The sequence below is a fragment of the Ornithinimicrobium avium genome, from assembly GCF_003351765.1.
GTDB classification, from domain to species: Bacteria; Actinomycetota; Actinomycetes; order Actinomycetales; family Dermatophilaceae; genus Ornithinicoccus; species Ornithinicoccus avius.
The window spans coordinates 244,832-267,620 of the sequence record NZ_CP031229.1 but is presented as its reverse complement, the minus strand read 5'-3'; the positions used below and the strand labels follow the sequence as shown (position 1 = coordinate 267,620).

Here is a 22,789-nt window from a genome sequence, read left to right as displayed (position 1 = left end):
GGGCCTGGTCAGAACCCCAGCCGGTCCAGCGCCTTGGGGTCGCGCTGCCAGTCCTTGGCCACCTTGACGTGCAGGTCGAGGTAGACCCGCTGCCCGAGGAGCTGCTCGATGCCGCGCCGGGCGGTCGTCCCCACGTCCCGCAGACGGGAGCCGCCACGGCCGATGACGATCGCCTTCTGGCTGGGCCGCTCGACGTAGACGTTGACGCGCACGTCGCTCATCGGGTCGCCCTCGGGGCGGTCCTCGCGCGCCACGATCTCCTCGACCTGCACCGCCAGGCTGTGCGGCAGCTCGTCGCGCACCCCCTCCAGCGCGGCCTCGCGCACCAGCTCGGCGATCATCACCACGGTCGGCTCGTCGGTGACCTGGTCGGCCGGGTAGAGCATCGGCGAGGGCGGCAGGTAGGACGCCAGCAGGTCGCCGACCTCCTCCACCTGGTCGCCGCGCACCGCGGAGCACGGGATGATCGCCGCCCAGTCGCCGAGCCGGTCGATGGCGACCAGATGCTCGGCCAGGCGGTCCCGGTCGACCGCGTCGGCCTTGGTCGCGATCGCCACGACAGGCACCCGCCGCACCCGGTACAGGTCGGCCAGGTCCCCGGCGATGAAGGTGTCACCGGGCCCGATCCGCTGGTCGGCCGGCAGGCAGAAGCCGATGACGTCCACCGACAGCAGCGTCTCGCGCACGAGGTCGTTGAGCCGCTGGCCGAGCAGGGAGCGCGGCCGGTGCAGGCCCGGCGTGTCGACGAGGACGAGCTGGGACTCGTCGGTGGTGCGGATCCCCCGGATCGTGTGCCGCGTGGTCTGCGGCTTGGAGGAGGTGATCGCCACCTTCTGGCCGACGAGGGCGTTGGTCAGGGTCGACTTGCCCGCGTTGGGGCGTCCGACCAGGCAGGCGAACCCGCTGCGGTATGCGGTCTGCTGCCCTGCGGCGTCGTCGCCCGGGTGCTCGGGGTGGTCAGCGGGCACGGGTCACCTCCGTGGTCTCGGGGCCGTCGGTGGCCCGGGGCCGCCCTGGTGTGGCGTCGGGCCCGTCCTCGGGCTCGTCGTGGTCGGAGTCCCGGCTCCCCGGGTCGGTCTCGGGCAGCCTGCGGACCAGGACGGTCGCGACCCGCCGGCGACGGCCGGCCATCCGCTCGGCGGTCAGCTCCAGGCCGCCGACCAGGCCCACGGCACCCTGGATCGGGACACGCCCGATGACGGTGGCGAGGAGACCGCCGACGGAGTCGACGTCCTCGGACTCGATCTCCACGTCGAACATCTGCGCCAGGTCGTCGACGGGAAGGCTGGCCGGGACCCGGACGACGTCGGTGCCGTCCTCGGCCGCGAGAGTCTCGACCTCGACGTGGTCGCGGTCGTACTCGTCGGTGATCTCCCCGACGATCTCCTCCAGGATGTCCTCGATGGTGACCAGTCCCGCGGTGCCGCCGTACTCGTCGATGACGATGGCCACGTGCTGGCGAGCCTGCTGCATCTCTCGGAGCAGGTCGTCCACGCGCTTCATCTCCGGCACCCGTTGGACCGGCCGCATCACCTCGGTGACGGGCACGGTGCGGGCCGACCCGGAGTTGGAGTTGACCTGGCGCGCGACGTCCTTGAGGTAGAGCATGCCCAGCACGTCGTCGGCGTCCTCGCCGACGACGGGGACGCGGGAGAACCCGGAGCGCAGGAAGAGGGACATCGCCTGACGCAGCACCTTCTCCGCCTTGATCGAGACGAGGTCGGGGCGCGGCACCATGACCTCGCGGGCGACGGTGTCGCCGAGCTCGAAGATCGAGTGGATCATCTCCCGCTCGTCCTCCTCGATGAGCGCGGACTCGCCGGCCAGGTCGACCAGGTCGCGCAGCTCGGACTCCGAGGAGAAAGGACCCTCGGCATAGCCGCGGCCCGGCGTCACCGCGTTGCCGAAGACGACCAGCAGCTTGGCCACCGGGCCCAGGAAGACCCGCAGCAGCCGGACGACGGGAGCGGCCAGCAGCGCGACCGACTCGACGTGCCGGCGGCCCAGGGTGCGCGGGGAGACGCCCACGACGACGAAGGAGACGACGGCCATGATGGCGGTGGCCACGAGTGCGGTCTGCCAGTGCGAGTCGGCGACCATGTCCACCGCGACGGTCACCGCCACGGCGGTCGCCGCCTCGGCGGTGACCCGGACGAAGGTGGCCACGGCCAGGTAGGGCGAGGCGTCGACGCTGATCCGCACCAGGGCCCCGGCCCCCCTGCGCCCCTCCTCGAGCAGCTGCTCGGCGCGGTGCCGCCCGGTCCGGATCAGGGCGGTCTCCCCGGCCGCGAGGAGGAAGGTGACGACCGTGGTCAGGATCGCGACCAGGACGAGCGCGGTCATGCGCGACCGGCCTCCGGTGCGGCGGTGGTGGTCCTCCCCCGGGCGGCGAGGAAGGTGAGCAGCAGCGTGCGCTGCAGGTCGAACATCTCCCGCTCCTGCGCCGGCTCGGCGTGGTCGAAGCCGAGCAGGTGCAGGATCCCGTGGGTGCTGAGCAGGAGCAGCTCGTCCCCGACGGCGTGGCCGGCCGCCGCGGCCTGGCGCCGGGCGACGGCCGGGCAGAGCACGACGTCGCCCAGCACCCCCTCGGCCAGCTCCTCGTCCTCGCCCCCCGGACGCAGCTCGTCCATCGGGAAGCTCATCACGTCCGTGGGGCCGGGCAGGTCCATCCACCGCTCGTGCAGCGCGGCCATCGCGCCCTCGTCCACGAGCGTGATCGTCAGCTCGGCGAGCGGGTGCACGCGCAGCTCCTGCAGGACGTGGCGGCCCAGGTCGGCCAGCTCCTGCTCGGGCACCGGGGAGGGGACCTCCCCCGACTCGTTGAGGATCTCGACGCTCACGCCTGACCCCGTCGTCCCCCGCCGTGGCTGGCGTCGTAGCGGCCGTAGGCGTCCACGATCTCGCTGACCAGCCGGTGCCGGACGACGTCCTGGCTGGTGAGCTCGGCGAAGTGGATGTCCTCCACGCCGTCGAGGATCTCGCGCACGACGTTGAGGCCGGAGCGCGTGCCGCCCGGCAGGTCCACCTGGGTGGTGTCGCCGGTGACCACCATCCGGGAGGCGAAGCCGAGCCGGGTCAGGAACATCTTCATCTGCTCCGGGGAGGTGTTCTGCGCCTCGTCCAGGATGATGAAGGCAGAGTTGAGGCTGCGGCCCCGCATGAACGCCAGCGGTGCGACCTCGATCGTGCCGGCGGCCATCAGCCGCGGGATCGAGTCGGGGTCCACCATGTCGTGCAGCGCGTCGTAGAGGGGGCGCAGGTAGGGGTCGATCTTGTCGGTCAGCGTGCCGGGCAGGAAGCCGAGCTTCTCCCCCGCCTCCACCGCGGGCCGGGTCAGGATGATCCGGTTGACCTCCTTGGCCTGCAGGGCGGCCACCGCCTTGGCCATCGCCAGGTAGGTCTTGCCCGTGCCGGCGGGCCCCAGGCCGAAGACGATCGTGTTGCGGTCGATGGCGTCGACGTAGTGCTTCTGGTTGAGGGTCTTGGGCCGGATGGTGCGCCCGCGGCTGGAGACGATGTTCATGGTCAGCACGTCGGCGGGCCGCTCGGAGGTGGAGGCGCGCAGCATACCGATCGCGCGCTCGACCGCCTCCCGGTTCAGCGGCTGGCCCGCGCCGGCGACCTCGAGCAGCTCGTCGACGAGCCGTTCGACGAGGGCCATCTCCCCGGAGTCCCCGGCGAGCCGGAACTCGTTGCCGCGCACGTGGACGTCGACCTTGGGGAAGGCGCGCTCGATCGTGCGCAGGAGCTCGTCACGGGGCCCCAGGAGCGCCACCATGGGCACGTCGTCCGGGACCACGACGGTATGGGTGGGGACGGTCCGGCGCTCCGGCTGCGTGTCTGTCATCGTGCTCCCAGTCTATGCGGGGCTCGCGGGTACGGCGGCGACGACGGCGGCCCTCACGCCGGCCGCGAGCGCGCCGCCGCAGCCACCGCGACCGAGCCGACCAGCGCGGCGACGACGAGCGTGCCGACGAAGGACACGTGCGGCAGGGTGGCGTAGAAGTAGCCGAAGACCACCCCGGTCAGGGCCAGCGCGACGGCCCCGGTGAGCGACTCGCCGACCTGCAGCGCCGAGGAGTTGCGTCCGATCTCGGCGTCGGGTGACAGTCGCATGACCAGCAGCGTCGTCGTCGGATAGGCGAGCCCGACCCCGAGCGTCGCCAGGCCGTAGACGAGGATCGGCACCCAGCCGGGCCAGGAGGCCCAGACCGCCACCGCGAGCAGCACCATCATGACCGCGAAGACGCTCACGCCCGCCCTCATCAGCCGGTAGCGGTCCACGGTCTCGCCGAGGCGACCCTGCACCCACGAGCCGAGCGCCCAGGCCACGGACGCGACGGCCAGCACCCCGCCGGCCCGGGCCGGCGAGTAGCCGTGCTCGTCGCGCAGCATGAGCGGCAGGTAGGCCTCGGCCGCCAGGAACGAGCCGCCCATCGCCGCGCGCACCGCGATCACCGAGGGCAGGCCCCGCGCCAGGTAGAGCGTGCCCACCGGCAGCAGCCGCCAGCTGGCGACGGCCACCACCAGCAGGACCAGCGGCCCGATGAGGCGCTCCGCCCCCTCGACCCGCTCACCGGCGAGGTTGAGCACGCCGACGCCGAGGGCCGCCACGATCGCCCACAGGATCGTCGAGGGGCGCAGGAAGGGGGTCTCCTCGCCAGCGTGGGTGGCGCGCAGCGCGCGCCAGAAGACGAGGAGGGACAGCAGCGCGAAGGGCGCCACGCCGAGGAAGACCCAGTGCCAGCTGAGGTGCTCGACGATGAGGCCGGTGAGCAGCGGGCCGGCGAGCCCGGGGACCACCCAGGCCGCCGCCAGCAGGGAGAACACCGCGGGGCGTCGCGCGTCCGGGATGCGCTGGGCGATGACGACGTAGACGGCCACCGTCGTCAGCCCGCTGCCCAGGCCCTGGACGGCGCGGCCGGCGACGAAGACCTCCATCGACAGCGCGAGCCCGGCCAGCACGAGCCCCACCGTGAAGAGCAGGACACCGACCACGGTCACCCGGCGCGGCCCGGCTCGGTCGCTCCACCAGCCGCCGACGATCATCCCCACGACGCTGCTGGCCACGGTGGCGCCGAAGGCCATGTTGTAGAGGTGGTAGCCGTCCAGGTCCGCGGCGATCGTCGGCATCGCGGCACCGACGGCGATGTACTCCAGGGCCAGCAGGGCGATGAGTGCGGCCGCACCCACGGAGGCGCTGCGCAGGCCCGGCGAGAAGATCGAGCGCGGCACCTCGTCGGCGACGAGCGGGGGCCCCGCGCTCACGCTCACCGCCAGCCCCCGAGGGTGTGCAGCGAGGCCAGCGCCGCGGCGCCCGCCGTCGAGGTCCGCAGCACGGTGCGGCCGAGGCGCACCGGCTGGGCGCCGGCGCCGGTCAGGGCGTCGAGCTCGTCCGGGGAGACGCCACCCTCGGGACCGACGACCAGCAGCACCTCCCCCTGCTCCGGCAGGCTCACGCCGGTGAGCGCCGCGTCGGCCTCCTCGTGCAGGACGATGGTCAGGGCGGCACCGCGGACGCGCCCGACCAGGTCCGCCCGGCCGACCGGCTCGGCGACGTGCGGCACGCGTGCCCGGCGCGACTGCTTGGTGGCCGCGACCGCGGTCCGCTGCCAGCGGCGGCGGGACTTCTCGCCCCGTTCGCCGCGCCAGCGCACGATCGAGCGGTCCGCCTGCCAGGGGACGACCTCGTCGACGTCGAGCTCGGTGGCCGACTCGACGGCGAGCAGGTCGCGCTCCCCCTTGGCCAGTGCCTGGACCAGGACCAGCCGCCGGGCGGGCTCGGGCTCGTCACGCAGCTCCTCGACGGCCAGGTCGAGCGCACCGCGGTGCGCGGTGGTCACGGTGCACCGCGCGACCCGGCCGGCGCCGTCGGCGAGCAGCACGGTCTCGCCCGGGGCGAGCCGTTGCACGTCGGCGGCATGCCGACCCTCGGCGCCGTCGAGGTGGACCGTGGTGGTGCCGTCAGGCAGGGCTCCGGGCCCGACGAGGAAGAGGGGTGCGCTCACGGACGTGCCGTCAGCGGCCCCGCAGGGCGTCCCAGAACTTGCCGGCGCGGCCGTGTCCGTGCCCGGCCGCGGCCATCCGGGCCTCCGGGCGCGACTCCCCCCGGTCCTCGGCCAGCCGGGCCAGCAGCTCGCGCTGCTCCTCGGTGAGCCGGGTCGGCGTGCGGACGTCCAGGTGCACCACGAGGTCGCCGCGGCCGCCGCCGCGCAGGTGCGTCACCCCGTGCTCCGCCAGGGTCACCGTCTCGCCCGGCTGGGTGCCCTCCTCGACGTCGATCTCGGTCGGTCCGTCGAAGGTCTCCACCGGCAGGGTCGCGCCCAGCGCCGCGGCGGTCATCGGCAGCTCGACCGTGCAGTGCAGGTCGTCGCCGCGACGGGCGAAGGTGTCGTGCGGCTCCACGGCCACCTCGACGTAGAGGTCACCGGGGGCTCCCCCGTAGGGACCCGCCTCGCCCTCGCCCGCCAGCTGGATGCGGGTGCCGCTGTCGACGCCGCCGGGCACCTTGAGCGTGAGGTCGCGCCGGGTGCGCACACGGCCCTCCCCCGAGCAGTCGAAGCACGGGTGCTCGATCACGTCGCCGTAGCCTCGGCACGCCTGGCAGGGCCGGGAGGTCATGACCTGGCCGAGGAACGAGCGCTGGACCTGCTGCACCTCCCCCCGGCCGGCGCACACCTCGCAGGTGCGGGTGCCGCTGCCGGGCTGCGCGCCGGACCCGGTGCAGGTGCTGCACCGGATCGCGGTGTCGATGGTGAGCGTCTCCTCCCCTCCGAACACGGCGGTGCGCAGGTCGACGTCCAGACGGACCAGCGCGTCGTGGCCGCGCTGCACCCGCGAGCGCGGGCCGCGGGAGCCCGCGGCCGTCCCGCCGAAGAAGGCGTCCATGATGTCGCTGAAGGTGAAGCCCTGGCCGAAGCCGCCGCTCGCGCCGCCGTAGGGGTCCTGACCGCGGTCGTAGGCGGCCCGCTTGCCGTCGTCGGAGAGCACGTCGTAGGCCTGCGAGACCCGCTTGAACTCCGACTCCGCCTCAGCGCCAGGGTTGACGTCGGGGTGCAGCTGGCGGGCCTTCTTGCGGTAGGCCCTCTTGATGTCCTCCGCGCTGGCGTCGCGGGAGACTCCCAGGTCGGCGTAGTAGTCGTTCACGGCGTGACAGGTCCTCGGGTCGGTGTGGTTCTGGGCTCAGGGGTGCAACGGTCTGGGGCGCCCGGGTATGCCGTGCGCCCACGGGTCGTGGTCATCCGTCCAGGATCTCGGCCACGTAGCGGGCCACGGCGCGCACCGACGCCATCGCCTGCGGGTAGTCCATGCGGGTGGGACCGACGACGCCGAGGCCGCCGGCCACGCCGTACCTGCTGGTGACCACGGAGGTGGTCTGCAGGGGGACGTAGGCGTTCTCCGCGCCGATGCTCACGGCGACGTGCTCGCCGTCCCCGGCGGTCAGGCCGCCCATCAGGCGCAGCAGCACGACGTGCTCCTCGAGCGCGTCGAGGACCAGGGACAGGGAGGTCGGGAAGTCGCTGCCGACCCGGGCGAGGTTGGCCGTGCCGGAGAGGACCACACGTTCCTCGGTCTCCTCCTGGAGGGCCTCACCCAGCGCGGCGGCCACCGACTCGGCGACCGGCCGGTCGAGCGGGTCGACCGCGTCCACCACCGCGGCCATCCGCGTCGGTGCCGCCGTCAGCGCGAGCCCGGCGACCTCGGCGTTGACCCGTGAGCGGAGGTCGGCGACGAGGTCCTCGGCGTCGGCGAGGTCGCGGCCGACGTCGACGACCCGCTGCTCGACCCGTCCGGTGTTGACGATGAGCACGATCATGAGGCGGCCGCCGCCGACCGGCACCAGCTCGACGTGACGGACGGTGGAGCGGGACAGGCTCGGGTACTGCATGACCGCGACCTGGTGGGTCAGGCTGGACAGCAGCCGGGTCGTGCGCGCCACGACGTCGTCGAGGTCGACGGCCCCGTCGAGGAAGCGCTGGATGGCGGTGCGCTCTGCCCGGGTCAGCGGCTTGACCGAGGAGAGCCGATCGACGAAGAGGCGGTAGCCGGCGTCGGTCGGGACCCGCCCGGCGCTGGTATGCGGCGCGGTGATCAGCCCCTCGTCCTCGAGCAGGGCCATGTCGTTGCGCACGGTCGCGGCGGAGACGCCGAGCTCGTGCCGCTCGAGGAGCGCCTTGGACCCGACCGGTTCCGAGGTGCGCACGTAGTCCTGGACGATGGCACGCAGCACGTCGAGGCGACGGTCGTCGCTCATGGTCCTGCTCACCTCCCCGGGCTCGATGCTGGACGGCCGCTCCTGGCACTCTGCGACCCTGAGTGCCAGTCTACGCGTCCGGCGCAAACCGGGGCCCGGACGGCCGCAGGGCTGTGCCTACGATGGGGCACATGACCGAGGTGCGCAACGAGACCGACAGCATGGGCCAGGTCGAGGTTCCCTCCGACCGCTACTGGGGAGCGCAGACGCAGCGCAGCATCCACAACTTCCCGATCGGGCGGGACACCTTCGTCTGGGGCCGGCCGGTCATCAAGGCCCTCGGCATCCTCAAGAAGGGCGCGGCGCAGGCCAACGCCGAGCTGGGCGAGCTGCCCCAGGACGTGGCCGACCTCGTGGTGCGGGCCGCCGACGAGGTCATCGCCGGCGACCTCGACGACCACTTCCCGCTCGTCGTCTTCCAGACCGGCTCCGGGACCCAGAGCAACATGAACAGCAACGAGGTCATCGCCAACCGTGCGATCGAGCTCGCCGGGGGCCGGCTGGGCAGCAAGACCCCGGTGCACCCCAACGACCACGTCAACCGCGGACAGAGCAGCAACGACACCTTTCCCACCGCGATGCACATCGCGGTCCTGCTCGAGCTGCGCGACCGGCTCGAGGCCGACGTGGCGGTGCTGCGCGACACCCTCGCGGCCAAGGCCGAGGAGTTCGCCGGGGTCGTCAAGGTCGGCCGCACCCACCTGCAGGACGCCACGCCCATCACTCTCGGCCAGGAGATGAGCGGCTGGGTCGCCCAGATCGACTACGCGATGGCTGAGGTCGGGCACGCGGCGCAGGGCCTGCACGAGCTGGCCATCGGCGGCACCGCCGTCGGCACCGGCCTCAACGCCCACCCCCGCTTCGGCGAGCTCGCCGCGCAGAAGATGGGGCAGGAGGCGGGCCTGGAGCTGCGCTCGGCGGCCAACAAGTTCGCGGCCCTGTCCGCCCACGACGCGCTCGTCCAGGTCTCTGCCGCCCTGCGCACCCTCGCCGGGGCGCTGATGAAGATGGCCAACGACGTGCGATGGCTCGCCTCGGGGCCGCGCAACGGCATCGGCGAGCTGCTCATCCCCGAGAACGAGCCGGGCTCGAGCATCATGCCGGGCAAGGTCAACCCGACCCAGGCCGAGGCGCTGACCATGGTGACGACCCGTGTCTTCGGCAACGACGCGACCGTCGCCTTCGCCGGCACCCAGGGCAACTTCCAGCTCAACGTCTACAAGCCGGTCATGGTGCACGGGGTGCTGGAGAGCATCCGACTGATCGCCGACGCCAGCCGCGCCTTCAACGACCACTGCGCGGTCGGCCTGGAGCCCAACACCGAGCGGATCGAGGCCAACCTGTCCAGCAACCTCATGCAGGTCACGGCGCTCAACCCGCACATCGGCTACGACAAGGCGGCGGCCATCGCCAAGAAGGCCCACAAGGAGGGCCTGACCCTGCGCGAGGCCGCGATCGCCAGCGGCGCGCTCACCGCCGAGGAGTTCGACCAGTGGGTCGTGCCGGTCGACATGACCCACCCGCGCCGGGTCGACTGACGCGCCGGGCGGTCCACCACGACCGGCAGCCCGACCGTCGCCCGGCGGTCTCGGCCCGGCCAGCAGAGCCCCGCCGGACCTCGCCCCGCGAGCCTCACCGGTCCCAGCGGCCCGACCGCGTACCCTCGTGCGCTGTGAGCGACCGCTACGGGACCGATGTGCTGAAGACGGACTGGCGCGTGCCGCCACGCGGCCGCGCCCAGGAGGTGGAGGCCGAGCACGGCCTCGTCGTCGAGGACGTCGACACCGGCTGGTGCGGCGCCGTGGTGCGCGTCGAGAAGGCCGGTGGCATGCAGGTGGTGCACCTGGAGGACCGGCGCGGGCGGGTGAAGGGCTTCCCCCTGGGTCCGGGGTTCCTCCTCGACGGCGCGCCGGTGATCCTCACCGTCCCGACCGCCGAGAGCCGGGCGCGCAGCGCCGCGGCCGCCGCCGCCCGCAGCCGGACGGCCAGCGGCTCGGTCCGGGTCACCCACCGGCGCGCCAGGGTCGCCAGCGGATCGCGCATCTGGGTCGAGGGCAGGCACGACGCCGAGCTGGTGGAGAAGGTCTGGGGCGACGACCTGCGCGTGGAGGGGGTCGTGGTCGAGATGCTCGACGGCATCGACGACGTTGCCGACCTGGTCCGGAAGTTCGCCCCGACCGCGGACCGCAGGCTCGGCGTGCTGGTCGACCACCTCGTCGCCGGCACCAAGGAGACGCGCATCGTCGCCGAGGCGGCCAGGGTCAGCCCGCACGTGCGCATCCTGGGCCACCCCTACGTCGACGTGTGGCAGTCGGTCAAGCCCGCCCGCCTGGGGCTGGAGGCCTGGCCGGTCATCGAGCGCGGCCGCTCCTGGAAGCACGGCATCCTCGCCGAGCTGGGCTGGCCGCACGCCTCGCAGGCAGACGTCGCGCGGGGATGGAAGAAGATACTGGGGTCCGTGCGTTCCTACAGTGACCTGGAACCCACGCTGCTCGCCAGCGTCGAAGAGCTGATCGACTTCGTGACCGTCACCTGACGCTCGCCGAGGTTCCGGAACGACCCAGGAGGGGATCATGACCTACCAGCCAGACCGCGCCCACGGCGCGCCCGCACCGTCCGTCTCCAGCGAGGAGCGGTCGATGATGATGATCGCGCACCTGTCGGCGCCCGCCGCGATGCTGCTCAGCGCCGGCTGGCTGCCCTTCCTCGGGCCGCTGCTGGTGTGGCTCTTCTACAAGGACCGCAGCCCGGCGGTCCGGACCGCCGCCGCCGGCGCCTTCAACTTCAACATCTCGCTGACGATCGTCTCGGTGCTGACCTGGATCAGCGTCTTCCTCACCCTGTTCATCGGCCTCATCTGGGCCATCCCTATCTGGATCGTGCTCTTCGTGGTCCAGCTCTGGGTGCACATCAAGGGTGCGGTCAAGGCTTCCCACGGCGAGGTCTACGACTACCCGTTCCAGATCCGCATCCTCAGCTGATTCCCTGACCCGCCACCTCGGCACGGCGTGTCAAGCACGACACGCCGTGCCGAGACATCATTTCGACTTGACCCCTTGCGCCCGGCGCGCAGACCGGGTAGACATCTCTCTACGCGCTTCCGCAAGGAGGTGCGGGTCGCAAGACTTGTCGAGGATTCGAGAGTCCTACCGGTGCTTCGGCACCGACGGACACCTCCGGTGATGCGGAGGTCGAGCCTCCGGACACCTTGCGCACCGTCCGTCGCGTCACCGTCGGTCAGTGGCCCGCTTCGCGAACTCATACTTCGCGAAGCGGGCCACACCCTTTGACGCCACGCATCAGGCCCTGCCCGCTCATACCCGGCAGGGTCTGCTGTCATGTCTACCGCGTGCGGGCAGCGCGCAGCCGCCTTGGAGGTGGCGTGTCGGTGAACTGCCCGCGTCCGGCTCTCCCGTCGGCCTCGACCGGCTCGACGCCGACCGGGCGCGTCGGTCAGGCGCGGAGCAACCGGTGGACCACGGTGTCGGCCAGCAGTCGACCGCGGCGGGTCAGCACCACCCGCCCGCCGACAGCGGCGCCGCGCTCCACGAGCCCGTCCGCGACGAGGCCGGGCACCTCCAGCCGACCCCCGTCGCGCAGCCGTCCGACGGCCAGTCCTTCGGCCAGCCGGGACCGCAGCAGCACCGTCTCGTCGAAGCGCTGCGCGTCGTCGAGCACCTCCCGGGCGTGCGCGGGGCTGGCGTCGCAGGCCAGCCGGTCGGCGTAGGCCCGCGGGTGCTTGACGTTCCACCACCGCACGCCGCCGACGTGGCTGTGCGCCCCGGGGCCCACGCCCCACCAGTCCCCGCCCCGCCAGTAGGCCACGTTGTGCCGACACTCCAGGCCGGGCCCGCGCGACCAGTTCGAGATCTCGTACCATCCGTAGCCCGCGGCGCCGAGCAGCTCGTCGGCCAGCTCGTACTTGTCCGCCTCGTCGTCGTCGTCGGGCGCCGGCACCTCGCCGCGGCGCACCTGCGCCGCCAGGCGGGTCCCCTGCTCCACGACGAGCGCGTACGCCGAGACGTGGTCGGGCTCGAGCTCGACCACGGCCTCCAGGCTGCGCCGCCAGTCCTCCAGGCTCTCCCCCGGCGTGCCGTAGATCAGGTCGAGGCTGACCTGCATCCCGGCCGCCCGTACCGCGGCCACCGCGGCCACGACGTTGGCGGGGTCGTGCGTGCGGTCCAGCGTGCGCAGCACGTGCGGCACCGCCGACTGCATGCCCAGGCTCACCCGCGTGAAGCCCCGCTCCGCCAGCCGCTCGGCCACCGCCGGGGTGATCGTGTCCGGGTTGGCCTCGGTCGTCACCTCCGCGTCCGGTGCGGTCCCGAAGCGGTCGCGTATGTCGTGCACGAGGTCTCCCAGCACCTCCGGCGCGAGCATGGTCGGGGTGCCACCGCCGAGGAAGACGGTCGAGACCGCGGGGGGGCGCCCCCCGGCCAGCACCTGCTGCGCCAGCGCCAGCTCGGCGTGCGCGGCCGTCGCGTAGTCCAGGGTCTGCCGCTCGCCCTCGCCCAGCTCGGGCAGCGTGTAGGTGTTGAAGTCGCAGTAGCCGCACCGCACCCGGCAGAAGGGCACGTGGACGTAGACGGAGAAGGTGCGCGACGGCATACCCTCCAGCGCGGAGGCCGGCAGGCCGCCGTCGGCGGGCGCGGGGTCCCCGGGAGGGAAGGTGGACGGCATACCCGCAGTGTCCCATCCGCCCCCGTGGCCTCCTGCCCGCGAGGGTGCTCGCGCTAGGGTCGGCACGTGCAGCAGCGCCTCCGCGAGTACATCGACCACCTCCGTGAGGAGGGGTACACCGTCCGGGACGACCAGGGGTCGGACCCGGACCTGATCACGCCCGACGGCAGCGCCGTCGACACCTGGCGCGAGGACTACCCGTACGCGGAGCGGATGACCCGCGACTACTACGAGGTGGAGAAGTGGCTGCTGCAGGTCGAGCTGCTGAAGTTCCAGTACTGGGCCAAGGACAACGACAGCCGGCACATCCTCGTCTTCGAGGGGCGTGACGCGGCCGGCAAGGGCGGCTCGATCAAGCGCTTCACCGAGCACCTCAACCCGCGCGGGGCGCGCGTCGTGGCGCTGAACAAGCCGACCGAGGTCGAGGCCGGGCAGTGGTACTTCCAGCGCTACGTGCAGAACCTGCCGACCAGCGGGGAGATGGTGCTCTTCGACCGCAGCTGGTACAACCGCGCAGGGGTCGAGCGGGTGATGGGCTTCTGCTCCAACCGCGAGTACGAGACCTTCATGCGGCACGCGCCGATCTTCGAGCAGATGCTCGTGGAGACCGGCATCACGATCACCAAGTTCTGGTTCTCGGTCACGCGCACCGAGCAGCGGACCCGCTTCGCCATCCGACAGCTGGACCCGGTGCGGCAGTGGAAGCTGTCGCCGATGGACCTGGAGAGCCTGGACCGGTGGGAGGACTACACCGAGGCCAAGGAGGAGATGTTCCGGCGCACGGACACCGACTGGGCCCCGTGGATCACGATCAAGTCCAACGACAAGAAGCGTGCGCGGATCAACGCGATGCGCCACTTCCTGAGCCAGTTCGAGTACGACGGCAAGGACCACGACGTCGTGCTGCGCCCCGACCCGCGGCTGGTCAAGCGGGCGCGGGACAGCGTCGGCGACTGACGGCCGCGCTCGGCATCGCCTCACCGGGGGCGAGTGCCCCGCTCCGGTCGACCTGCTGTGACCTCCGCCGCCCGGACCCGGGCGAGTGCCCCGCTTCCGTCGACGGGCTGGGCTCAGGTGCGCTCCGGGAAGTAGCGACGCCACTCCTGCAGCGGCCTGCCGACCGGTATGCCGCGCCGGGTGAAGGTCCGCCGCAGGCGCTCGACGGTGGCACCGGGCGAGGTGTAGACGTCCTTGCTCACGAGCGTGACGATGCGCCACTCCTGGTCCTCGAACTCCCCCCGCCGCCCGATGTCGGCCTCCCACTGCGCCTCGCGCTCGATGTGGTGGCGACCGTCGTACTCGACGGCCAGCCGCGTCGCCCGGTCACCGGAGTCGAGCCGCCGCAGGAGGTTGCCGTCGAGGTCGAAGAACCTGACATCGGTCTCCAGCTCCCAGCCCGCTGAGCACCCGGAGCATCCGGCAGCGCGTCTCCATCGGCGAGTCCACGCCCGTCCGCACCAGACCCGCGGCGCGACGGGCCAGACGCACGCCGCGTCCGTCCGCCTCAGCGGCGGCGCGCACCAGCTGCTCCGGGGTGGCCCGCTTCCTGCGCACCAGGCTGTCCCCCAGCACGACGAGGTCCAGCAGGTTGAGGTGGGCAGCCAGGTCGAGGAAGGTGTCCTGCGCAGAGGTGGTGCGCTGACCCCGGAAGAGCACCGGAGCCCGTGAGGAGGCGTGCACCGTCACGTCGCTGCGGTCTGCGCGCGACACGCCCCTGGGCACGCTGACGTGCACCTTGTCGCAGTGCGGGACGACGGCGCCGTAGAGTCGCGCGGCCGTGTGGTGGGAGACGAAGGCCGACCGGTGCGTCACCAGGAGGGCCGCCCTGGCCTCGACGTAGCCGTCCACCTTGGTGCCGTGCCCGACGAAGACGCCCCGCAGCAGCTGCCGGTACTTTCCGGTCACGAGCGCGTGGTGGGTGATCCCGGAGGCGAGGCCCTCCTGGCGGCGCATGGTGGTGTCGAGAGGCACTCGACCACACTGCCTGCGCGCGGGCTCGGGCCGCAGAACTCGTCCACAGGGTCGGCGCCACCGGGTCCGGGGTCGCTGAGCGCCGGACCGGGGCCAGTGCCCCGCTTCGGTCGATCTGCCACGCTCGGCATCGCCCGGACCGGGGCGAGTGCCCCGCTTCCGTCGGTGCGTCAGTCCCGGACGTAGGCCAGGTCGGTGATCGGGCGGCCCTCCTCGATCCCGCGACGCTCGAACCTCGTCATCGGTCGCAACGGGGCCCGGTCCGTGGAGACCAGCCGCAGACCGTCGTGGGCATCGAGGACCTCGCGCATCGAGCGGGCGTACTCCGCCCAGTCGGTGGCCAGCCGCCACGTCCCGCCCGGCTCGAGCAGCCGGAGCACGGTGCCGGCGAATCCGGCGTCGACGATCCGGCGCTTGTGGTGACGCTGCTTGGGCCACGGGTCCGGGAAGAACGTCCACACCTCGTGCACCGAGCCGGCGGCCAGCAGCGTGCGCAGCGCCACCTCGGCGTCCACCTCGACGAAGCGGACGTTGGGCAGGGCCTCTCCCCCGGTCGCCGAGGACATCTTGGCCAGCGTGTGCCCGATGCCGGGGCGCCAGACCTCCAGGGCGAGGAAGTCCCAGTCGGGATGCTCCGTCGCCCCGGTCACGAGGGCGTCGCCGGACCCGGAGCCGATCTCGACGACCAGCGGGGCGCGCCGCCCGAAGACCTCGTCGACGTCCAGCTCGACGGTCGGGTCGACCACCGTGGAGCTGTCCCCGTTCAGGCGGGGCAGGTCCAGCACGGCGACGTGGGCGAGCCGGTCCCAGGCCGCCTGGTGGGTGCGCGGCATACGGCCGCCCCGTCGCGTGAACGACCGGGTGCGCCGCAGCGGGCGCGGGCCGACCGCCGGGTTGCCCAGGGCGTAGTGGCCGCGGGGCTCCTCGGTCACTTCTTGCCCTTCTCGCCCGCTCCCGACCCGTCCTGGGACAGCGCCGCGATGAAGGCCTCCTGCGGCACCTCGACCGACCCGACCATCTTCATCCGCTTCTTGCCCTCCTTCTGCTTCTCGAGCAGCTTGCGCTTGCGGCTGATGTCGCCGCCGTAGCACTTGGCGAGCACGTCCTTGCGGATCGCGCGGATGGTCTCGCGGGCGATGACGCGCGAGCCGATGGCGGCCTGCACCGGCACCTCGAACTGCTGGCGCGGGATGAGCTCCTTGAGCTTGGTCGCCATCTGCACACCGTAGGCGTAGGCCTTGTCCCGGTGCACGATCGCGCTGAAGGCGTCGACCGTGTCGCCCTGGAGCAGGATGTCGACCTTGACCAGGTCCGCCTCCTGGTCCCCGTCGGGCTCGTAGTCCAGCGAGGCGTAGCCGCGCGTCTTGGACTTCAGCGCGTCGAAGAAGTCGAAGACGATCTCGGCCAGCGGCAGGGTGTAGCGCATCTCCACGCGCTCCGGAGAGAGGTAGTCCATCCCGCGCAGCACGCCCCGCCGGGACTGGCACAGCTCCATGATCGCGCCGATGAACTCGCTGGGCGCCAGGACGGTCGCGCGCACCACCGGCTCGGTGATCGAGCCCACCTTGCCCCCCGGGAACTCGCTGGGGTTGGTGACGTCGACGTGCGTGCCGTCCTCGAGCACGACGTCGTACTCCACGTTGGGAAGGGTCGAGATGAGGTCGAGGTCGAACTCGCGCTCCAGCCGCTCCCGCACGATCTCCAGGTGGAGCATGCCCAGGAAGCCGACGCGGAAGCCGAAGCCCAGCGCCGCGGAGGTCTCCGGCTCGTAGACCAGCGCCGCGTCGTTGAGCTTGAGCTTGTCGAGGGCGTCGCGCAGGATCGGGTAGTCCGAGCCGTCCATCGGGTAGAGCCCCGAGAAGACCATCGGCCGGGGCTCCTTGTAGCCGCCCAGCGCCTTCTGCGCGGGCCGCGAGGCACCGGTGACCGTGTCGCCGACCTTGGACTGGCGCACGTCCTTGACGCCGGTGATCAGGTAGCCCACCTCGCCCACGCCCAGGCCCTTGCTCGGCACCGGATCGGGGCTGATGGCCCCGATCTCGAGCAGCTCGTGCGTGGCGCGCGTGGACATCATCGAGATGCGCTCGCGCGGCGAGAGGGAGCCGTCGATGACGCGCACGTAGGTCACCACGCCGCGGTAGGTGTCGTAGACCGAGTCGAAGATCATCGCGCGCGCCGGGGCGCCGGCGTCCCCGACCGGCGGCGGGACCAGGTCGACGATGTGGTCCAGCAGCTCGGGCACGCCCTCGCCGGTCTTGCCCGAGACCCTCAGCACCTCCGCCGGGTCGCAGCCGATGAGCCCGGCTAGCTCCTCGGCATACTTCTCCGGCTGCGCGGAAGGCAGGTCGATCTTGTTCAGGACCGGGATGATCGTGAGGTCGTTCTCCATCGCCAGGTAGAGGTTGGCCAGCGTCTGCGCCTCGATGCCCTGCGCGGCGTCGACGAGCAGCACCGCGCCCTCGCACGCCGCGAGGCTGCGGCTCACCTCGTAGGTGAAGTCGACGTGCCCCGGGGTGTCGATCATGTTGAGGATCAGCGTCCGGTCACCGACCGCCCAGGGCATCCGCACGGCCTGGCTCTTGATCGTGATGCCACGCTCGCGCTCGATGTCCATCCGGTCGAGGTACTGGGCCCGCATGAGCCGCTGCTCGACGACGCCGGTCTCCTGCAGCATCCGGTCCGCGAGCGTCGACTTGCCGTGGTCGATGTGGGCGATGATGCAGAAGTTGCGGATGCGCCCGGGCGGCGTGGAGGCCGGCTGGGGCACCGTGCTGGGCGGGGCAAGGGGTGACACGCTCGGTCTCGACCTCGTGGCTCTCGAAGGGGGGTATGTCGTGCGTCGGACAGTCGTCCCAGTCTCCCACGGACGAGGGCCAGGTCCGGCCCTTCCTACGCCTGGCGCGCGCCGTCCGGCTCGTCGAAGCGCACGAAGGCGCGCAGCCGGCCGTCCCCGTGCTCCCGGATCTCGGAGTAGCCCAACGACTCGTAGAACTTGCGCTGGCGCGGCTCGTCGTCGGTGAGCAGGACCTTCTGCCGGCAGGCGGCAAAGGGCTCCAGCGCCGCCTGCACCAGCTGGCGCCCGACCCCCTCGCGCTGCAGCTCGGGCCGTACGAGCACGTCCTGCAGGTAGGCGATCGTCACGCCGTCGGAGACCACCCGCGCCAGGCCGAGCAGCTGGTCGCCGTAGCGCGCGGTCACCACCCGCGAGGACCCGCACACGGCGGCCTCCAGGACCTCCGGGTCGGAGGCGTACGCCGTCCACCCCACCGCGTCGTAGAGCTCGACGAGCTCCTCACGCCCCGGTCGGTCCTCGGCGCTGATGACGATCTCGTGCGCACCCACGCCTGCAGCCTAGCCGCAGGGCCGGTGCGCTCCCCGCTGGACCCGACCGCCAGGCACCGGCTAGGCTAGATTTCATCTAGCGGATCATTTATTCCGCTGAACGGAATCTACGCCGGGAGGCCTCATGACCGACGCGACGACCACCATGCTCGACCTGCCCGACGGTGTCGAGGTCACCGGCGAGCTCCGCCCCGGCTACGAGGACATCCTGAGCCGTCCGGCGCTGGAGCTGGTCGCCACCCTGCACCGCGCGCTCGAGCCGCGCCGCCAGGAGCGCCTCGCCGCCCGCGAGAAGGTCGTGCAGGCCGTCGCCGAGGGCCAGGACCTCGACTTCCTGCCCGAGACCGCGCACGTGCGCGAGGACCCCTCGTGGCGGGTCGCCGACCACGCCCCCGGCCTCGTCGACCGCCGGGTCGAGATGACCGGCCCCACCGACCGCAAGATGACGATCAACGCGATGAACTCCGGCGCCAGGGTGTGGCTGGCCGACCAGGAGGACGCCAACACCCCCCTGTGGGAGAACGTCGTCGAGGGTCCGGCCAACCTGCGCGACGCCGCGCTCGGCACGATCAGCTTCACCTCCCCGGAGGGCAAGGACTACGCCCTGTCCACCACCGACCACTCCCAGCTGCCGACGATCGTCGTGCGGCCCCGCGGCTGGCACCTGGACGAGAAGCACGTCCTGGTCGACGGGCAGCGCACCTCCGGCTCGCTCGTCGACATGGCCCTCTACCTGGCCGCGTGCGCCCAGCCGCAGCTCGACGCCGGCAAGGGGCCCTACTTCTACCTGGCCAAGATGGAGCACCACCTCGAGGCCCGGCTGTGGAACGACGCCTTCGTCATCGCCCAGGAGGCGCTCGGCATCCCCCGCGGCACGATCCGCGCGACCTGCCTGGTCGAGACCTACCCGGCCGCGTTCCAGATGGAGGAGATCCTCTACGAGCTGCGCGAGCACTCCGCCGGGCTCAACGCCGGCCGCTGGGACTACCTGTTCAGCATCATCAAGACCTACCGCACCCGCGGCGCGGACTTCGTCCTGCCCGACCGCAACGCGGTGACGATGACCGCGCCGATGATGCGCGCGTACACCGAGCTGCTCGTGCGCACCTGCCACAAGCGCGGAGCCCACGCGATCGGCGGCATGGCCGCCTTCATCCCGTCCAGGGACGAGGAGGTCAACGAGGCGGCGTTCGAGAAGGTCCGCGCCGACAAGCAGCGCGAGGCCGCCGACGGCTTCGACGGGTCGTGGGTGGCGCACCCGGGCATGGTCGACACCTGCCGGGAGGTCTTCGACGAGGTGCTGGGCGAGCGGCCGAACCAGGTCGACACGCTGCGCGAGGACGTCAACGTCGGCGCCGCCGACCTGCTCGACGTCAAGGGCACGCCCGGCGAGGTCACCGAGACCGGGCTGCGCGCCAACATCGACGTCGCGATCCAGTACCTCGCCGCCTGGCTCACCGGCCGCGGCGCGGTCGGCATCCACAACCTCATGGAGGACGCGGCCACGGCCGAGATCTCGCGCAGCCAGATCTGGCAGTGGATCCACAACGGGGTGAAGCTCGCCGACAGCGGCGAGACGGTCACCCGCGAGCTCGTCGAGCGGCTCACCGCAGAGGTGCTGGCCAGCCTGCCCGGAGAGGCCGCGGACTACCGCGACGCGACCGACACCTTCCTCGAGGTGGCGGTGGCCGACGACTTCGCCGACTTCCTCACGGTGCCCGCCTACGAGCGCATGCCCTGACCACCTACCCTGAGGGGACGGGACGAGGAGGTCTGTCATGACGCAGGAGACGGTGCTCGGCACGGTCGACGAGGTGCTGGCGGAGCTGCGCCACCACATACCGGAGCACCGGCTGCTCACCGACCCCGCTCAGCTGACGACGTACGAGTGCGACGGCCTGGCGGCCTACCGCGTGACGCCCGCGCTCGTGGTCCTCGCCGACACGGCCGAGGAGGTCGCCCGGACCGTGCGGGCGTGCGCGCGCCACCGGGTGCCGTTCGTCGCGCGCGGGTCCGGCACCGGGTTGTCCGGGGGCGCCCTGCCGCACGCCGAGGGCGTGCTCGTCGTGACCAGCCGGCTGCGGACGCTGCACGAGGTGCGGTCGCGGGACGAGCGCGCCGTCGTCGACACCGGCGTGATCAACCTGCAGGTGACGAGGGCGGCGACACCGCAGGGCTACTACTTCGCGCCGGACCCCAGCAGTCAGCAGATCTGCTCGATCGGCGGCAACGTCGCGGAGAACTCCGGCGGGGCGCACTGCCTCAAGTACGGCTTCACGAGCAACCACGTCCTCTCCCTCGACGTCGTCACGCCGGACGGGGAGCAGGTGACGCTGGGCACCGAGGCGCCGGACGCGCCCGGCTACGACCTCGTCGGCGCGTTCGTCGGGTCGGAGGGGACGCTGGGCGTGGCGACCCGCGCGACCGTGCGCCTCGTGCGCCTGCCGCAGGAGGTGCGCACCGTGCTCGCCGGGTTCGCCAGCACCGACCAGGCCGGGGCCGCGACGAGCGCGATCATCGCGGCCGGCATCATCCCGGCCGCGATCGAGATCATGGACGCCCTGGCCATCGAGGCGGCCGAGAAGGCGGTCAGCTGCGGCTACCCCGAGGGCGCCGGCGCGGTGCTCGTCGTCGAGCTCGACGGGCCGGCCCAGGAGGTCGAGCACGAGTACGCCGCGGTCGAGCGGATCTGTCGCGAGCAGGGCACCTTCGAGTTCCGGGTAGCCACCGACGCCGCCGAGCGGGCCGAGATCTGGAAGGGTCGCAAGTCCGCGTTCGCCGCCGTCGGCCGGATCTCCCCCGACTACATCGTCCAGGACGGCGTCGTCCCCCGCACCGCGCTGCCAGAGGTGCTGCGCCGGATGGCCAAGATCAGCGCGGAGCGCGGCGTGCGCGTGGCCAACGTCTTCCACGCCGGGGACGGCAACCTGCACCCCCTCGTCCTCTTCGACGCCGACGAGGAGGGCGCGACGCAGCGGGCCGAGGAGGTCAGCGGGATGATCCTGGACCTGTGCATCGAGCACGGCGGTTCGATCACCGGCGAGCACGGGGTGGGGGCCGACAAGGCCAAGCACATGCCCGCGATGTTCACCGCGGAGGACCTGGACACGATGCAGATGGTGCGCTGCGCCTTCGACCCGGCAGGCATCGCCAACCCCGGCAAGATCTATCCCACACCGCGGCTGTGCGGCGAGCGCCCGCGCGCCGTCCGCGGCGAGCATCCGCTGGCCGCCGGGCACGAGGGGGTGGACCTGTTCTGATGAGCACCCGCACTGATCTGCTCGACCGGCTCTCCCCCGCCTGCCGGGTGCGCGCGGCCACCGGCGAGGACCACGTCGACGGCGTCGGACCGCAGGTCGTGGCGTCCCCCGCATCCACCGAGGAGACGTCTGCGCTGATGCGCGCCTGCCACGAGCACGGCCTCGCGGTCGTCGTGCGCGGCCACGGCAGCAAGCTCGCCTGGGGCCGGCCCCCGAGCACGTCGACGTCGTGCTGGACACCACGCGGATGGCCGCGCTCGTCGAACACTCCCGCGGGGACCTGATCGCGACCGCGGGAGCCGGTATGCCGCTGGCTCGCCTGCAGTCCCTCGTCGGCGAGGGTGGGCACGAGCTGGTCGTCGACGACCTGGCCCCCGGCCGGGGCCGGGACGCCGCCGGCGAGAGCGCGGCGTCCACGCTGGGCGGCGCGTTCGCCACCAACATGTCCGGCCCGCGCCGGATGCGCGTGGGTGCCATGCGCGACCTCGTCATCGGGGTGCGCTTCGTGCGCGCCGACGGGACCGTCGCCAAGGCGGGCGGCAAGGTCGTCAAGAACGTCGCCGGCTACGACCTGAGCAAGCTGCTGGCCGGCTCCTACGGCACGCTGGCCGTCGTCACCGAGGTGACCGTCCGGCTGCACCCGCTGCCGGAGGCGAGCCGCACGGTGTCCGCCCGGGTCGACCCCGGACGGCTGGCACACGTCCTCGCAGACGTCGTCGGCTCCCAGCTCGTGCCGCACGCCGTCGAGGTGCACGCCGGGCCCGAGCATGCCGACCGACCGGACACCGTCGTCGTCTCGGTGCTGCTCAGCGGCACCCGGCAGGGCGTCGAGGCCCGGGCGGCCGACCTCACCGGTCGGCTGCGCTCGGTGGGCGGTGCCCAGGCCCAGGTCCTCGACGACCAGCCCGCGGGCCGCCGGCTGGGCGGGACCGGCCGACCGACGCTGCTCCGGACCACGGCGCGGCTGAGCGGCGTACCCGAGATCGTCGCGACCGCGGCCGCCAACGGCCTGACCGTCAGCGGCTCGGCGGGCACGGGGGTCCTCTACGCCATCGTGCCCGAGGCGCGGGCCGCGGAAGAGGTCGCCACCGCCGTGGCGGCCGTGCGCGCAACCAGCGCACGCCTCGGCGGATCCACCGTCGTGCTGGACGCGCCCCCGCAGGTCAAGGCCGTCCTGGACAGCTGGGGGCACGTCCCCGGGCTGGAGCTCATGCGGCGGGTCAAGGCTGAGTTCGACCCGGCGCGGATCCTCGCGCCCGGCCGCTTCGTAGGAGGGATCTGA

General features: G+C 72.5%; 22 protein-coding genes. 8 read left to right on the top strand and 14 right to left on the bottom strand.

The window, feature by feature from the left end; translation table 11 throughout:
- Window positions 1-8: 8 nt before the first annotated feature.
- The 8 genes from era to hrcA form a co-directional block, all read right to left on the bottom strand.
- Window positions 9-968 (bottom strand): GTPase Era, encoded by a 960-nt coding sequence (era, locus tag DV701_RS01230; RefSeq protein WP_114926746.1) that lies wholly within the window; start codon window positions 966-968, stop codon window positions 9-11.
- Window positions 958-2,343 (bottom strand): hemolysin family protein, encoded by a 1,386-nt coding sequence (locus DV701_RS01225; RefSeq protein WP_114926745.1) that lies wholly within the window; start codon window positions 2,341-2,343, stop codon window positions 958-960. Before DV701_RS01225 ends, era begins: the two co-directional genes overlap by 11 nt.
- Window positions 2,340-2,840 carry an rRNA maturation RNase YbeY gene (gene ybeY, locus DV701_RS01220; RefSeq protein ID WP_114926744.1) on the bottom strand — a complete coding sequence of 167 codons (501 nt, stop codon included), beginning with the start codon at window positions 2,838-2,840 and terminating at the stop codon, window positions 2,340-2,342. Before ybeY ends, DV701_RS01225 begins: the two co-directional genes overlap by 4 nt.
- Window positions 2,837-3,847 (bottom strand): PhoH family protein, encoded by a 1,011-nt coding sequence (locus DV701_RS01215; protein ID WP_114926743.1) that lies wholly within the window; start codon window positions 3,845-3,847, stop codon window positions 2,837-2,839. Before DV701_RS01215 ends, ybeY begins: the two co-directional genes overlap by 4 nt.
- 53 nt (window positions 3,848-3,900) lie before the next feature.
- Window positions 3,901-5,274: an MFS transporter gene (locus tag DV701_RS01210; protein WP_228255146.1), complete on the bottom strand. Its 1,374-nt coding sequence runs from the start codon at window positions 5,272-5,274 to the stop codon at window positions 3,901-3,903.
- Window positions 5,271-6,008, bottom strand: coding sequence for a 16S rRNA (uracil(1498)-N(3))-methyltransferase (locus DV701_RS01205; protein WP_114926742.1), 738 nt, complete (start codon window positions 6,006-6,008; stop codon window positions 5,271-5,273). Before DV701_RS01205 ends, DV701_RS01210 begins: the two co-directional genes overlap by 4 nt.
- A 10-nt stretch (window positions 6,009-6,018) precedes the next feature.
- The gene (gene dnaJ / locus DV701_RS01200) at window positions 6,019-7,146 is read right to left on the bottom strand and encodes a molecular chaperone DnaJ (protein WP_114926741.1); all 1,128 of its coding nucleotides are present in this window, start codon (window positions 7,144-7,146) and stop codon (window positions 6,019-6,021) included.
- Between the two features lie 91 nt (window positions 7,147-7,237).
- Window positions 7,238-8,254: a heat-inducible transcriptional repressor HrcA gene (gene hrcA / locus DV701_RS01195; protein ID WP_114926740.1), complete on the bottom strand. Its 1,017-nt coding sequence runs from the start codon at window positions 8,252-8,254 to the stop codon at window positions 7,238-7,240.
- Between the two features lie 131 nt (window positions 8,255-8,385).
- Here hrcA and fumC point away from each other — a divergent pair, with 131 nt between their 5' ends.
- From fumC to DV701_RS01180, 3 genes are all read left to right on the top strand, one after another.
- The gene (fumC, locus tag DV701_RS01190; RefSeq protein ID WP_114926739.1) at window positions 8,386-9,792 is read left to right on the top strand and encodes a class II fumarate hydratase; all 1,407 of its coding nucleotides are present in this window, start codon (window positions 8,386-8,388) and stop codon (window positions 9,790-9,792) included.
- A gap of 134 nt (window positions 9,793-9,926) precedes the next feature.
- Window positions 9,927-10,790: a DUF3097 domain-containing protein gene (locus DV701_RS01185; RefSeq protein WP_114926738.1), complete on the top strand. Its 864-nt coding sequence runs from the start codon at window positions 9,927-9,929 to the stop codon at window positions 10,788-10,790.
- A gap of 37 nt (window positions 10,791-10,827) precedes the next feature.
- The gene (locus tag DV701_RS01180) at window positions 10,828-11,235 is read left to right on the top strand and encodes a DUF4870 domain-containing protein (protein ID WP_228255145.1); all 408 of its coding nucleotides are present in this window, start codon (window positions 10,828-10,830) and stop codon (window positions 11,233-11,235) included.
- A gap of 472 nt (window positions 11,236-11,707) precedes the next feature.
- On the opposite strand, the gene hemW is transcribed toward DV701_RS01180, so the two are convergent.
- Window positions 11,708-12,934 (bottom strand): radical SAM family heme chaperone HemW, encoded by a 1,227-nt coding sequence (gene hemW / locus DV701_RS01175; RefSeq protein ID WP_114926737.1) that lies wholly within the window; start codon window positions 12,932-12,934, stop codon window positions 11,708-11,710.
- Between the two features lie 66 nt (window positions 12,935-13,000).
- Here hemW and ppk2 point away from each other — a divergent pair, with 66 nt between their 5' ends.
- Window positions 13,001-13,891, top strand: a complete 891-nt coding sequence (gene ppk2, locus DV701_RS01170) for a polyphosphate kinase 2 (RefSeq protein WP_114926736.1) — start codon at window positions 13,001-13,003, stop codon at window positions 13,889-13,891.
- Between the two features lie 113 nt (window positions 13,892-14,004).
- Here ppk2 and DV701_RS19070 read toward each other — a convergent pair whose 3' ends face one another.
- From DV701_RS19070 to DV701_RS01150, 5 genes are all read right to left on the bottom strand, one after another.
- Window positions 14,005-14,133 carry a hypothetical protein gene (locus DV701_RS19070; protein ID WP_267874126.1) on the bottom strand — a complete coding sequence of 43 codons (129 nt, stop codon included), beginning with the start codon at window positions 14,131-14,133 and terminating at the stop codon, window positions 14,005-14,007.
- A 124-nt stretch (window positions 14,134-14,257) separates the two neighbouring features.
- Window positions 14,258-14,905 carry a hypothetical protein gene (locus tag DV701_RS01165; protein ID WP_114926735.1) on the bottom strand — a complete coding sequence of 216 codons (648 nt, stop codon included), beginning with the start codon at window positions 14,903-14,905 and terminating at the stop codon, window positions 14,258-14,260.
- A gap of 170 nt (window positions 14,906-15,075) precedes the next feature.
- Window positions 15,076-15,837, bottom strand: a complete 762-nt coding sequence (trmB, locus tag DV701_RS01160) for a tRNA (guanosine(46)-N7)-methyltransferase TrmB (protein ID WP_228255144.1) — start codon at window positions 15,835-15,837, stop codon at window positions 15,076-15,078.
- Window positions 15,834-17,699: a translation elongation factor 4 gene (lepA, locus tag DV701_RS01155; RefSeq protein ID WP_114926734.1), complete on the bottom strand. Its 1,866-nt coding sequence runs from the start codon at window positions 17,697-17,699 to the stop codon at window positions 15,834-15,836. Before lepA ends, trmB begins: the two co-directional genes overlap by 4 nt.
- Window positions 17,700-17,794: 95 nt before the next feature.
- The gene (locus DV701_RS01150) at window positions 17,795-18,247 is read right to left on the bottom strand and encodes a GNAT family N-acetyltransferase (protein WP_114926733.1); all 453 of its coding nucleotides are present in this window, start codon (window positions 18,245-18,247) and stop codon (window positions 17,795-17,797) included.
- Between the two features lie 124 nt (window positions 18,248-18,371).
- Here DV701_RS01150 and aceB point away from each other — a divergent pair, with 124 nt between their 5' ends.
- The 4 genes from aceB to DV701_RS19060 are packed head-to-tail and all read left to right on the top strand — an operon-like array spanning window position 18,372 to window position 22,789.
- Window positions 18,372-19,988, top strand: coding sequence for a malate synthase A (gene aceB / locus DV701_RS01145; protein WP_114926732.1), 1,617 nt, complete (start codon window positions 18,372-18,374; stop codon window positions 19,986-19,988).
- Between the two features lie 37 nt (window positions 19,989-20,025).
- Window positions 20,026-21,507 (top strand): FAD-linked oxidase C-terminal domain-containing protein, encoded by a 1,482-nt coding sequence (locus DV701_RS01140; protein ID WP_114926731.1) that lies wholly within the window; start codon window positions 20,026-20,028, stop codon window positions 21,505-21,507.
- On the top strand, window positions 21,507-21,791 hold the full coding sequence (locus DV701_RS19065; RefSeq protein ID WP_202863593.1) for an FAD-binding oxidoreductase: 285 nt from the start codon (window positions 21,507-21,509) through the stop codon (window positions 21,789-21,791). The genes DV701_RS01140 and DV701_RS19065 overlap by 1 nt, the downstream gene beginning before the upstream one ends.
- The gene (locus tag DV701_RS19060; RefSeq protein WP_202863592.1) at window positions 21,737-22,789 is read left to right on the top strand and encodes an FAD-binding oxidoreductase; all 1,053 of its coding nucleotides are present in this window, start codon (window positions 21,737-21,739) and stop codon (window positions 22,787-22,789) included. Before DV701_RS19065 ends, DV701_RS19060 begins: the two co-directional genes overlap by 55 nt.